Source organism: Pantoea sp. BL1 (genome assembly GCF_000963985.1).
Lineage (GTDB): Bacteria > Pseudomonadota > Gammaproteobacteria > Enterobacterales > Enterobacteriaceae > Pantoea > Pantoea rwandensis_B.
Genome location: NZ_JZRH01000008.1, coordinates 18,297 through 30,899 on the forward strand (window position 1 = coordinate 18,297; position 12,603 = coordinate 30,899).

The 12,603-nt window shown below is 54.2% G+C and carries 9 protein-coding genes; 6 read left to right on the plus strand and 3 right to left on the minus strand.

The annotated features are described in order from the left end of the window. Positions 1-27 precede the first annotated feature (27 nt). The 5 genes from VH86_RS05020 to pdeR all read left to right on the plus strand — a co-directional run bounded on the left by VH86_RS05020 (position 28) and on the right by pdeR (position 9,080). A complete protein-coding gene (locus tag VH86_RS05020; RefSeq protein ID WP_045832136.1) occupies positions 28-2,337 on the plus strand; it encodes an FdhF/YdeP family oxidoreductase in 2,310 nt (769 codons plus the stop codon). 126 nt (positions 2,338-2,463) lie between these two features. Next, on the plus strand, positions 2,464-4,398 hold the full coding sequence (locus VH86_RS05025) for an exoribonuclease II (protein WP_045832137.1): 1,935 nt from the start codon (positions 2,464-2,466) through the stop codon (positions 4,396-4,398). A 184-nt stretch (positions 4,399-4,582) separates the two neighbouring features. Next, complete coding sequence (locus VH86_RS05030; protein ID WP_045832138.1) at positions 4,583-6,649, plus strand: carbon starvation CstA family protein; 2,067 nt, start codon at positions 4,583-4,585, stop codon at positions 6,647-6,649. Next, on the plus strand, positions 6,642-6,938 hold the full coding sequence (locus VH86_RS05035; protein ID WP_045832139.1) for a YbdD/YjiX family protein: 297 nt from the start codon (positions 6,642-6,644) through the stop codon (positions 6,936-6,938). The genes VH86_RS05030 and VH86_RS05035 overlap by 8 nt, the downstream gene beginning before the upstream one ends. Before the next feature lie 156 nt (positions 6,939-7,094). Further along, positions 7,095-9,080 (plus strand): cyclic di-GMP phosphodiesterase, encoded by a 1,986-nt coding sequence (gene pdeR, locus VH86_RS05040; protein ID WP_045832140.1) that lies wholly within the window; start codon positions 7,095-7,097, stop codon positions 9,078-9,080. A 12-nt stretch (positions 9,081-9,092) separates the two neighbouring features. Here pdeR and VH86_RS05045 read toward each other — a convergent pair whose 3' ends face one another. The 3 genes from VH86_RS05045 to araD all read right to left on the minus strand — a co-directional run bounded on the left by VH86_RS05045 (position 9,093) and on the right by araD (position 12,012). Then, complete coding sequence (locus VH86_RS05045) at positions 9,093-9,959, minus strand: crotonase/enoyl-CoA hydratase family protein (RefSeq protein ID WP_034821448.1); 867 nt, start codon at positions 9,957-9,959, stop codon at positions 9,093-9,095. A 140-nt stretch (positions 9,960-10,099) separates the two neighbouring features. After that, positions 10,100-11,083 carry a 2-keto-3-deoxygluconate transporter gene (kdgT, locus tag VH86_RS05050; RefSeq protein WP_045832141.1) on the minus strand — a complete coding sequence of 328 codons (984 nt, stop codon included), beginning with the start codon at positions 11,081-11,083 and terminating at the stop codon, positions 10,100-10,102. A 230-nt stretch (positions 11,084-11,313) separates the two neighbouring features. Beyond that, the gene (gene araD / locus VH86_RS05055) at positions 11,314-12,012 is read right to left on the minus strand and encodes an L-ribulose-5-phosphate 4-epimerase (RefSeq protein WP_038646707.1); all 699 of its coding nucleotides are present in this window, start codon (positions 12,010-12,012) and stop codon (positions 11,314-11,316) included. Between the two features lie 328 nt (positions 12,013-12,340). Between araD and osmB the strand changes: the two genes are divergently transcribed. Continuing rightward, positions 12,341-12,559 (plus strand): osmotically-inducible lipoprotein OsmB, encoded by a 219-nt coding sequence (gene osmB, locus VH86_RS05060; protein ID WP_034821457.1) that lies wholly within the window; start codon positions 12,341-12,343, stop codon positions 12,557-12,559. The last annotated feature ends 44 nt before the right edge of the window (positions 12,560-12,603 follow it).

Below are 12,603 nucleotides of genomic sequence, written 5' to 3' on the forward strand. Positions count from 1 at the left end.
TTCATAAACAATAAGCCTGCAACGACTATGAAATTTAAACGTAAAATTCAGCCTTATCGTGCCGCTGCTGGCGGCTGGGGCTCTTTGGAAGCCACCACCCGTTTCGTCCTTGATAGTAAAGCCGCGTTGAAAAACATGCGCAATTTGATGCGCATGAACAAAGCACGTGGCTTTGACTGCCCAGGTTGTGCGTGGGGTGATGACAATAAAAGTACCTTCAGCTTCTGTGAGAACGGCGCCAAAGCGGTGACCTGGGAAGCGACCCGCCGCGTAGTGGAGCCTGAATTCTTTGCCCAACACAGCGTGAGCACCCTGTATCAACAGAGCGACTATTTCCTGGAGTATCAGGGTCGCCTGACCCATCCGATGCGCTATAACAATGCCACCGATCACTATGAACCGATCAGTTGGGACGATGCGCTAGCGATGATTGCTCGTCATCTCAAGGCGATGGATCATCCCGACCAGATGGAGCTTTATACTTCCGGGCGCGCCAGTAACGAAGCCTCATGGCTCTATCAACTGTTTGGCCGTGTAATGGGCACCAATAACTTCCCTGACTGTTCCAACATGTGCCATGAAGCCAGCGGTACCGGCTTGAAGCGCAGTATCGGCGTCGGGAAAGGCACCATTCGTCTCGATGATTTTGACCACGCCAATGCGATTTTCGTTATCGGTCAAAATCCGGGAACTAACCATCCACGTATGCTGCACAGCCTGCGCCACGCGGCCGATCACGGTGCGAAAATCGTGACATTCAACACGCTGCGCGAGCGCGGGTTGGAACGTTTTGCCGATCCACAAAAACCGCTGGAAATCGTTACCTCTAAAGCAGGTACGATTAGCTCTGCCTATTACCAGCCTAATCTTGGCGGTGACATGGCGGCCATTCGCGGCATGGTGAAAACCCTGCTGGAAGTCCAGCGTGAGCGTCTGGCGGCCGGTGAACCGGGGATCTTCGACCAGGCGTTTATTGATGCCAATACCCATGGCATTGAGGGTTATCTGGCTGCCGTGGATAACACGCGCTGGGAAGATATCGTTCGTCAATCCGGACTGAGCGAAGCGCAGATTCGGGAAGCGGCAGCGATCTACCAAAGTGCTGAGCGCGTCATCATTACCTGGGCGATGGGTGTGACCCAGCATAAGCATTCTGTTGATACCGTACGTGAAATCACCAACCTGCAACTGCTGTTTGGCCAACTGGGTAAAAAAGGCGCCGGCCTGTGTCCGGTGCGCGGCCACAGTAACGTGCAGGGTAACCGCACCATGGGTATCGATGAGAAACCCAATAAGCCATTCCTCGATGCACTGGGCGCGCATTTCGGTTTTGAACCGCCGCGTGAACACGGCCATAACACCGTTGAAGCACTCAGCGCGATGTTGCGTGATGAAGTGAAAGTGCTGATCGCCCTGGGTGGCAATCTTGCTGCTGCTGCACCCGACTCACCGGTGACAGAGGAAGCATTGCAGCATTGCGGTCTGACCGTGCACATCAGCACCAAACTCAATCGCAGCCATTTAGTGCCGGGCCACGAGGGGTTGATTCTGCCAACGCTGGGCCGTACAGAGCGCGATCGTCAGGCCAGCGGTAACCAGTTCATCACCGTTGAGGACTCTTTCAGCATGGTGCATGCCTCAGAAGGTGTGGGCATTCCACTGGCAGACACCCAACGCTCCGAAACGGCGATTGTGGCAGGCATTGCACACGCCACGCTGGGCAGCGACAAAATTGACTGGCTGGGCATGGCCGATGATTACAATGTGATCCGCGATCACATCGGCGCCACCATTCCAGGCTTTGCCGACTTCAATAACAAATGCGATATTCCGGGCGGGTTCTATCTCGGTAGCGCGGCGGCAGAGTTGCGTTTCAATACGCCAAGTCAACGGGCGGAATTCAGCGCGGCGGCCTTGCCAGCTTCACTGTTCCCGCAGTTGGGTAATGATGTTGAAGTGCCGTTCACACTGCAGACCCTGCGTTCACATGACCAGTACAACACCACGATTTACGGCCTTGATGACCGTTATCGCGGTGTCTATGGCCAGCGTGAAGTGGTGTTTATCCACCCGGATGATATGGCGTCACTTGGCTTTAGCGAAGGCCAGTTAGTGGATATCGAAACGCTGTGGAATGATGGCCTGACGCGTCGTGTCAGTGGCTTTAAGCTGGTGCCGTATAACATTCCGCGTGGTAATCTCGCGGCCTATTATCCGGAAACCAACCCACTGGTGCCGCTCTCCAGCTACGGTGATGGCAGCGGGACACCGACCTCGAAATCGGTACCGGTCAAACTGGCGTTAACCGCCGCCGTACCGACCCAACGTATCGCCTGAGTCCTCAGCGTCATCAGAAGGTAAAAAGCCGCGTAATGCGGCTTTTTAGCCTGTTTTGGCCTTGCCGCGCGCCCCTGATTCGCGTAAAACTGTCCACCGCTCTTAGGCCACGAAACTAAATATATTATGTTCCAGGATAACCCGCTGCTCGCGCAGCTGAAAGAGAAGCTTCACGCGCAAACCCCGCGCGCCGAAGGTGTTGTGAAAGGCACGGAAAAAGGCTTTGGCTTCCTTGAAGTCGATGCTCAAAAAAGCTACTTCATTCCCCCTCCGCAGATGAAAAAAGTGATGCATGGTGACCGTATTTCTGCGGTGATCCACACTGATAAAGATCGCGAGAGCGCCGAGCCGGAAACCCTGATTGAGCCGTTCCTGACCCGCTTTGTTGGCCGCGTGCAGAAGAAGGACGATCGTTTGTCGATTGTGCCTGACCATCCGCTGCTGAAAGAGGCGATTCAGTGCCGCGCTGCCCGTGACGTGACCCATGATTTTCAGAATGGCGACTGGGCCGTGGCTGAAATGCGCCGCCATCCACTGAAAGGCGATCGCGGATTCTATGCTGAACTGACCGAATTCATTGTCACAGCCGACGATCATCTTGCGCCGTGGTGGGTCACCCTGTCGCGCCATAATCTGGAGCGCGAAGCCCCGAAAGTGGGCTTCGGCGAAATGCTGGATGAGCACTTGCAGCGCGAAGACCTTACCGCGCTCAACTTCGTCACCATCGACAGCGCCAGCACCGAAGATATGGATGATGCGCTGTATGTTGAAGAGCAGGCTGACGGCAATCTGCAGCTGACCATCGCTATTGCCGATCCGACCGCTTACGTGGCAGAAGGCAGCGAGCTGGATAAACTGGCTTCTAAACGCGCCTTCACTAACTATCTACCTGGCTTCAACATCCCGATGCTGCCGCGCGAACTGTCTGATGACATCTGTTCACTGCGTCCAAACGTACGTCGTCCGGCGTTGGCCTGCCGCGTTTCGCTCACGCCAGATGGCAGTGTAGCGGGTGAAGTGCAGTTCTTCGCGGCCTGGATCGAATCCAAAGCCAAGCTGGTTTACGACGAAGTGTCAGACTGGCTGGAAAACGCCGGGAGCTGGCAGCCTGAGAATGAGGCGATTGCCGGGCAGATTCGCTTGTTGCATCGTGTGTGCCTGGCGCGCAGCGAGTGGCGTCAAACTCATGCGCTGGTGTTTAAAGATCGTCCTGATTACCGTTTTGTGCTGGGTGAAAAAGGCGAAGTGCTGGATATCATTTCTGAGCCACGTCGCATCGCCAACCGCATCGTTGAAGAATCCATGATTCTGGCTAACGTCTGCGCGGCCAAAGTGCTGCAGGAGAAGCTGGGCTTTGGTATCTATAACTTGCATACCGGTTTCGATCTGGCCAATGCGGAGCAAGCCGCTGGCGTGCTTGCCGGTCACGGTATCACCGTTGATCCACAGGCGATCACCACGCTGGAAGGTTTCCGCCAGCTGCGTCGTGAGCTGGATGCCCAGCCAACTCAGTACCTCGACAGCCGTATTCGTCGCTTCCAGAGCTTCGCTGAAGTCGGCACCGAACCGGGTCCGCACTTTGGTCTGGGTCTCGAAGCCTATGCGACCTGGACATCGCCGATTCGTAAATTCGGCGATATGATCAACCATCGTCTGTTGAAAGCCATTGTGCGCGGCGACAGCATTGCGCGTCCAAAAGACGAGTTCACCACCATTATGAGTGAGCGCCGTCGCCTGAACCGCATGGCCGAACGTGACGTGGGTGACTGGCTGTATGCGCGCTTCCTCGCGCCATCTGCCGGGACCGATCGCAAATTCAGCGCCGAGATCATCGATGTGTCTCGTGGTGGTATGCGCGTACGTCTGCTGGAGAACGGCGCCGTTGCCTTTATCCCTGCCCCATTCATCCACGCGGTGCGTGATGAGCTGGTGTGCTCACAAGAGAGCGGCACCGTGCAGATTAAAGGCGAAGTCGCTTATCGTGTGACCGACATTATCGACGTGACCATTGCCGAAGTGCGTATGGAAACCCGTAGCGTTGTGGCGCGCCCTGCTGCCTGAGCATGAATATCAGCGGGATAACAGCCGTTATCCCGCATTTTGCCCTCTACGTTTTATCTGATGTTAAATTTGCCTTCCGCTTCACACTTCTGATTCGATTCCCTGTCGTTAACAATTCATTACATTACTTTTAACTTGTTGTATCCGATCGCCTATTTTCCCGGTCTCTACAAGGAGTTAACTCATGAACAACGTCAAAACCGGATTGATCTGGTTAGCGGTGGCGTTAATTGGTGCGGGTGCGTTTGCCATGCTGGCCCTCAGCCGTGGCGAACACGTCAACGCCGTCTGGCTGGTTATTGCGTCCGTTGCCTGCTACAGCATTGCTTATCGCTTCTACAGCCTGTTTATCGCTAAACGTATTTTCGAACTGGATGACCGTCGCCGCACGCCTGCTGAGCGGCTCAATGATGGTCTCGATTATGTGCCGACCAATAAATGGGTACTCTTCGGCCACCACTTTGCGGCGATTGCCGGTGCGGGTCCATTAGTTGGGCCGATCCTTGCGGCGCAGATGGGCTTCCTGCCCGGCACCATCTGGATTCTGGTCGGCGTGATGATGGCCGGTGCGGTGCAGGATTTCCTGATCCTGTTCATCTCTACCCGTCGTGATGGTCGCTCGCTCGGCGAAATGGCACGTCAGGAGCTGGGGTCGTTTGCGGGCGTGGTCACCATGCTCGGTGCACTCGGCGTGATGATCATCATCCTGTCGGCGCTGGCACTGGTGGTGGTGAAAGCACTAGCCAACAGTCCGTGGGGGCTGTTTACCATCGCCGCAACCATTCCGATCGCGCTGTTTATGGGCGTCTATATGCGCTATCTTCGCCCCGGCAAGATCGCTGAAGTGTCGATTATCGGCTTTGTGCTGATGATGGCGGCGATTATTTACGGTGGTGATGTGGCAGCCGATCCCTATTGGGGACCGCTGTTCACGCTGAAAGGCACTGAACTGACCTGGGTGCTGGTGATCTATGGCTTTGTCGCCTCGTCACTGCCTGTGTGGCTGCTGCTGGCTCCGCGTGACTACCTGTCAACCTTCCTGAAAATCGGTGTCATTATCGGGCTGGCGGTTGGGATTCTGTTCGCCATGCCGGAACTGAAAATGCCGGCGGTGACCAAATTTATCGACGGTAGCGGGCCGGTGTTCTCCGGTGCACTGTTCCCGTTCCTGTTTATCACTATCGCCTGTGGCGCCATCTCGGGCTTCCACGCGCTGGTCTCCAGCGGCACTACGCCAAAACTGGTTGAGCGCGAAAGTCACATCCGCTTTATCGGCTATGGCGCGATGCTGATGGAATCTTTTGTGGCGATCATGGCGCTGATTTGCGCCTCAGTGCTCGATCCGGGCGTCTATTTTGCGATGAATTCACCCGCAGCACTGATCGGCACCACCGTTGAGAGCGCTTCGCAGGTGATTAACGGCTGGGGCTTTGTCGTCACGCCGGAGATGTTGAGCGGCATCGCGCGCGATGTGGGTGAAAGTACCGTACTTTCCCGAGCCGGAGGTGCACCGACCTTTGCCGTGGGGATGGCGCACATCATCACCGAGGTATTTAACAGCCGGGTAATGATGGCGTTCTGGTATCACTTCGCCATCCTGTTTGAAGCGCTGTTTATCCTGACGGCGGTCGATGCCGGTACCCGCGCCTGTCGCTTTATGGTGCAGGATTTGGTCGGCACCGTGGTGCCTTCCATGGCCAACAACCGTTCATGGCTGGGCAATATGGCGGGCACCACGGTGGCCGTTGCCGGATGGGGCTTCTTTGTCTACCAGGGTGTGGTCGATCCGCTGGGCGGCATCAATACCCTTTGGCCGCTGTTTGGCATTGGCAACCAGATGCTGGCCTCGATGGCACTGATTCTCGGCACCGTAGTGCTGTTCAAAATGAAGAAGCAGCGTTACGCGTGGGTGACGATTTTACCGACCGCCTGGCTGTTTGTGACCTCCATGACTGCAGGGTGGCAGAAGATTTTCCACGAGAAGCCCTCCATTGGCTTCCTTGCGCAAGCCAACAAGTTCCGTAAAGGGATTGATGAGGGTGTGATTATCGCCCCGGCGAAAACCGTGGCGGACATGCAAACTATCGTGTTTAGCAATCAAATTAACGCGGCCCTGTGTGGCTTCTTTATGCTGGTGGCCGTCACCATGTTGATTGCAGCGTTCTTTGTTATCCGCCGTGCCCTGGGCAGCCAGGTCCCTACCACCCATGAGTCCGAAGTCTCCCTGCGTAAGGAGGTGCGGAATGTCTGAGTCCATTCATCGCTGGAAAAAACCGATTGGTGCCTGGCACATTCAGCATTGCTTACCGATCGCACCCCAGGCCACCGGGCAAACTCTTAATCACTGGCAACGAATATGGCAGGGATTGAAGCAAAGTTTTCGCTTAATGGTTGGCGTTCACGATTATCAAACTTATCTGAAGCATATGCGCGAGCATCATCCCGGGCAAACGCCGATGGATGAGCGCGCCTTTCATCGCTACTGCCTTGAGGCCCGTTTTCCCAGCCAGGCAGGCAAGCTCGGCAAGTGTCCTTGCTGACATTTTTAAGCCCCGATTTTCGGGGCTTTTTCGTGCCATTCTTTAGTGAAAACAAAAATATATTTGGTTTGCATCTTGTGCTAACGCAGGAGGTTGAATACTGTTGCTAAAATAATGAGATACCGCCTGCTCAGCATTTCCCCGGAGGAAGTTTCCATGACCGATGAACAAGGGCAAACGTTGCTATACACCCTGTTTGGCACAACCAGCCCTCATTGGCGTTTAACTTCAGATAGCGATGCTTTGCATTTTGCCGAAGATGAGAATGCTAATACTAATTTGGCGGTTCCATTAACCCCCGCGCAGGCCAGTTTGCTGCGTGCGATGACGGTGATCACTTCCAGTATCAACCTGACCCTCTCCCTGCGCGGTGCGCCGGTGCCTATGCACTTTGTCGGCCGCAAGGTGAACCAATCAACATGGGCTGGTACCTCTTCCGCCTGGGGTGATACCTCCTCCGTGGCGCGTGATTTAACACTCGGATTGTCTTTTGCTGAACAAGTGGTCTCCGAGGCAAACTCGGTGATTGTGATCCTCGATCAACGTGGGAATATTCAGCGATTCAATCGCTTAAGCGAAGAGTACACCGGTCTGAAAGAGCAGGAAGTGATCGGCCGCAACGTGTTTCAACTGTTTATGACCAAGCAGGAAGCGCAGGCTTCACGCCGCAACATTTCGGGTTTCTTCCGCGATGGCAATTCTTATGAAGTGGAACGCTGGATCAAAACCAAAAAAGGCCAGCGACTGTTTCTGTTTCGTAATAAGTTTGTGCACAGCGGTAGCGGGAAAAATGAAATTTTCCTCATCTGTTCTGGAACCGACATCACAGAAGAGCGACGCGCTCAGGAACGCTTACGTGTTCTCGCCAATACCGATACGGTGACCGGTTTACCCAACCGCAATGCCATCCATCAACAGATTAGTCTGGCACTGGAATTAGCCAATGGCAGTCAAACTGGCGTGGTTTATCTCGATCTGGACAATTTTAAGAAGGTGAACGACGCCTACGGCCATATGTTTGGCGACCAACTGCTGCAAGCGGTCTCCCTCGCCATTCTCAGCTGTCTGGGCAAAGATCAGACGCTAGCCCGTCTTGGTGGTGATGAGTTCGTGGTACTGGCAGAACATACCAGCCAGGCTGCGCTGGAAGCCATGGCATCACGTATTCTTGAGCGCCTGCGTCAACCCTTCCGCGTCGGTTTGATAGAAGTCTACAGCGGCTGCTCGATTGGTATCGCCCTGGCCCCGCTGCACGGCGAGGATCGGGAAAGTCTGATCCGCAACGCCGATACCGCGATGTATCACGCCAAAGAGAATGGGCGCGGTAAATTCTGCGTGTTCGCTAACGAGATGAATCAGCGTGTTTTCGAATATCTCTGGCTTGATACTAACCTGCGTAAAGCACTGGAACTGGAGCATCTGGTGGTGTACTACCAGCCCAAATTAGATCGTGACGGCGAAGTGCGCAGCGCAGAAGCATTGGTGCGCTGGAATTCCGTAGAGCGCGGTCTGGTGCCGCCTGGCGACTTTATCTCGTATGCTGAAGAATCGGGCCTCATCGTGCCGCTTGGCCGCTGGGTGATGCTGAACGTTCTGCAACAAATTATTCAGTGGCGCAGCGAGGGAATTTACCTGCGCGTTGCCGTTAATGTTTCGGCTAAACAATTGATTGACCAAAGTATCTATACCGATTTAAAGCAGGCGCTGAGCGAAGCCGGCCTCACGGATTGTCCCATTGATATCGAGCTCACCGAAAGCTGCCTGATTGAGAACGAAGCCGGTGCACTCACGCTGATGAAGCAGTTCCAGGAACTGGGCGCTCAGGTTCATCTTGATGACTTTGGTACCGGTTATTCCTCGCTTTCCCAGTTGGCTCGCGTGCCCATTGATGCAATCAAACTGGATCAAAGTTTCGTACGTAACATCAACAAACAACCAGTGGCGCAATCTTTGGTCCGTGCCATTGTCGCCGTGGCCAAAACCCTCGATCTGCAAGTGATTGCGGAAGGGATTGAAACCAAAGCCGAAGAGAAGTTTGTGATGACCAACGGTGTCGATGGGCGTCAGGGCTATTATTATGCAAAACCAATGCCCGCAGAACAGCTCGGGCATTGGCTGGCTAAGCATCCTGCCCGCGTTTAACGCTGCTCTCGATTATCCGGCTTTGCGCAGGGATGCGCTATGACGGTTCTGTAGTTGCACCAGTCGTTCCATGTAAGCAATGTCTTTAGGCTCCAGTGTGAAGGCGTAATCCACCCAATCTTCCGTGATATCCATCAGCTCGGCTCGTGAGAGTTGCAGCACGCGCTGGCGCGCTTTCAGCATGGCTCTCACACCATTCAACTTCGGACGCAAGGTATCGATAAAGGTACGCGTGGTGCGGTAGGCATCGCCTGGCTGGAAGACTTTATCCACCAGACCGCGCGTCTCATACCACTCCGCGCTATGCGACTCCCCTTCACAGATCAGCTCTTCGGCCAGCTTCATGCCAGAACGACGTGCCACCAGTGAATAGCCGCCCATGCCAGGGAACAGGTTAAACGCGATCTCCGGGAACCCCATCCGTGCAGAGTTCTGCGCCAGAATGAAGTGATGGGCCAGCGCGGCTTCAAAGCCACCACCCAATGCACTACCTTCAATCATCGCCAGCGTCACCGCTCCGGTATCAAACCCCCGCGCTGCCGAATGGATGCAATCCACGCAGGCACGCGCATAGGCCCGCAGCGCTTCACGACGGTTGTTACGAATGCACTCCACAAAGAAACGCAAATCGCCACCGGCGTTGAACATCTGCGGCACCAGCGAACCCGTCACCCAAAAATCAATCGGCAAACCCGAACGCTGAGCGGCATAGCTCAAATTCATGATTTCCTCGATTAATTCGTGGTTGAAACTGGGCCGTGGCTGCGCACGCAGCATCATCCACATGGTGTGTCGGCCCTCCTCATAATAGGCCGCCAGCTGGGTAGTTTGTCCGACTTCGGTAAACAATCTGCAAGTTGGTTGGTTAATTACTGTCATTGTCTCATCCTCTAGTTATGTGATGCGTTAAACGCAACATCAGCGTAATCCAGAGTGAGGCCAGACCAAATGAGAGATTGATTTATAAAGTAAAATCCAGAGATATCCCCGACCATAGGGCCGGGGAAAGATAAGCAGGCTTACTTGATGGCAGCGCGCTGTCCCACCGCCACATGAGAACGCTTAACGCGTTTCGAATAGACGGCGGTGATAATCGGCACTAATACAGAAGTCACAATAACGCATGTCGCCACCAGTGCAGTCGCTGCAGGAGCGACCGGTTTAAACTGAGGCAGCATCTCTGCAATCAGTACCGGCGTGGCCACTGCCGCGCCTGCGGTGCTGGAGGCTGCGATCCCCGCCGTGCCATCACCACCACCTATCAAGCGATCGGCAATAATCAGTGGAATACCGGTGATGATGATGACTGCTACACCGAGCAATACGCCCAACAACCCGGTTTGTGCGATCACGGCCAAATCGATGGTGTTACCCAAAGCGAAGGCAAAGAACGGAATCAAGGTATGAACGGCTTTGCCGAAGAACTCGCGTAATTCCGGGTCAAGATTGCCAAGCGCGAAACCGACAATAAAGGGCAACACCGCGCCAACAAACACGTGGGGCTCAAACGAAGCAATGCCTGCAGTCCCCAGGATCACCATGGTCATCAGCGGACCCGATTCCAGCGACATCAGCACAAACGCGCCGGCTTCTTCTTTTGAACCGTATTGCTGCATGATGGAGGCATAAAGGCCGCCATTGGTCATGTCCATGGCAGCAACCAATGCCAGCGTGGATAAACCGGCGAACATACCGACTTCTACGCCATTTTCCGGCATCATGCGGGATGCCACGGCAGCCACGACCCAGGCAACGGCGATTTTAGTTAATACCAGGGTGCCGGATTTACGCAGCACGGTTCCGGTTGCGCTGAGTTTGATCGATGCCCCCATACAGAAGAACCATACCGCCAGAATCGGCACAGTGCCCGTCATCAGGCCGTTAGTAAAAGAGCCAAAGTATTTTCCTGCGCCGGGTGAAAATGTGTGGCAAAGCGCGCCCAAAAACAGCGGGATTAACATCATACCGCCTGGAATCTTATCGATTGCACGTTTGATATGCATAGTTGTGTCACCTTTACTGAGCCAGAAGGAGGTGCGTTATCGTTCGCCGGATGGCATGGCAGGCAAGATAACCACTGACAGTCAGGAAAAAAGTGATCGAATCGATATTAATGAAACGGTGTTTTATTTTTATAGGTTGGGCATTTCTTTTTTATGATGTGCATCGCCATACCAGCGCTAAATGGCAAAAAATTAAGGCGCCCTCAGGCGCCTCAATAAAGTTTCAATGTTCAATTCTGCCCGTACCAGGCATTTTTGCCATGCTTACGCAGATAATGCAGATCAAGTAAATTCTGCGAAATCGGAGGCAGTTCGCTGCGCAGTTGTTCCGTGTGAAGTGCCATGTAAGCCACTTCTTCCAGCACCACCGCACTGTGCACAGCTGCAGCTGCATCTTTACCCCAGGCAAAAGGACCGTGCGAGTTGACCAGCGCAGCAGGGATGTCGGCTGGCTTAATGCGGCGTTGAGCAAAGCTTTCAATAATCACCTGCCCGGTGTTCCATTCATACTCTTGCTGTATCTCTTCACGCTTCATCGCACGCGTACAGGGAATGGTGCCGTAGAAATCATCCGCGTGTGTTGTCCCCAGCGCCATAATGTCGCGCCCGGCCTGCGCCCAAATTGTGGCGTGGCGTGAATGGGTATGTACGATGCCACCAATCTCCGGCCAGGCGAGATACAGCGCGCGATGGGTGGCCGTATCGGATGATGGGCGAAGCGCCCCTTCCACCACCTTGCCGCTCGCTAACTCCACAACCACCATATCGTCGCGCTGCATATTCTCGTATTTCACGCCCGAAGGTTTGATCACCAGCAGGCCATGGTCGCGGTCAATGGCGCTGACGTTACCCCAGGTAAAAGTGACCAGGTTATAGCGCGGTAAGTCAAGGTTGGCTTCCAGCACCTGCTGCTTGAGCAATTCCAGCATAATTTTTTCTCCTGCGTACTGTGATAGCTGAATTGTGCTGAACGAGCAGAGAAAACGTTATGGAGCGAATCGCTGTAAAAGCAGCGGAAAGTCGCTGAGACCGGAGAAGTGTGGCGTGAATTCAGAATTTTCTATCTTCATGGCATTTAGCTTTGCTTTAGGTGGCTAAAGTCAGGAGCGGTACGGTTTCTACCGGTTAACTCGCCCATTAAAGCGCTGTATACAGGCATCAAAGTGAGCAATGAATCACACGCAGGGATGACGTACTTCGTTGCGCAACATCTATACTTACAAGGTTGCCTCTGTACATACAATCAAGGAGAAAGAGATGACGACAACAATGAAACGTATGACCGTTGCGGTATTAGCTGCCACCCTGGTTGTTGCCTTGAGTGGTTGTTCGAACTGGTCAAAACGCGACCGCAATACCGCCATTGGCGCGGGTGCGGGTGCAATCGGTGGTTCTGTTCTGACTAACGGAAGTGCACTCGGTACCGTGGGTGGTGCAGCCGTTGGCGGTATTATCGGCCATCAGGTTTCTAAATAACGATAAAGATTCAGGCTACGCAGCGCATCTACAGCATCACGGGC

Coding starts and splice junctions, on each gene's coding strand:
- VH86_RS05020 (WP_045832136.1), top strand. CDS start 28: ATGAAATTTAAACGTAAAATTCAGCCTTATCGTGCCGCTGCTGGCGGC.
- VH86_RS05025 (WP_045832137.1), top strand. CDS start 2,464: ATGTTCCAGGATAACCCGCTGCTCGCGCAGCTGAAAGAGAAGCTTCAC.
- VH86_RS05030 (WP_045832138.1), top strand. CDS start 4,583: ATGAACAACGTCAAAACCGGATTGATCTGGTTAGCGGTGGCGTTAATT.
- VH86_RS05035 (WP_045832139.1), top strand. CDS start 6,642: ATGTCTGAGTCCATTCATCGCTGGAAAAAACCGATTGGTGCCTGGCAC.
- pdeR (WP_045832140.1), top strand. CDS start 7,095: ATGACCGATGAACAAGGGCAAACGTTGCTATACACCCTGTTTGGCACA.
- VH86_RS05045 (WP_034821448.1), bottom strand. CDS start 9,959: ATGACAGTAATTAACCAACCAACTTGCAGATTGTTTACCGAAGTCGGA.
- kdgT (WP_045832141.1), bottom strand. CDS start 11,083: ATGCATATCAAACGTGCAATCGATAAGATTCCAGGCGGTATGATGTTA.
- araD (WP_038646707.1), bottom strand. CDS start 12,012: ATGCTGGAATTGCTCAAGCAGCAGGTGCTGGAAGCCAACCTTGACTTA.
- osmB (WP_034821457.1), top strand. CDS start 12,341: ATGACGACAACAATGAAACGTATGACCGTTGCGGTATTAGCTGCCACC.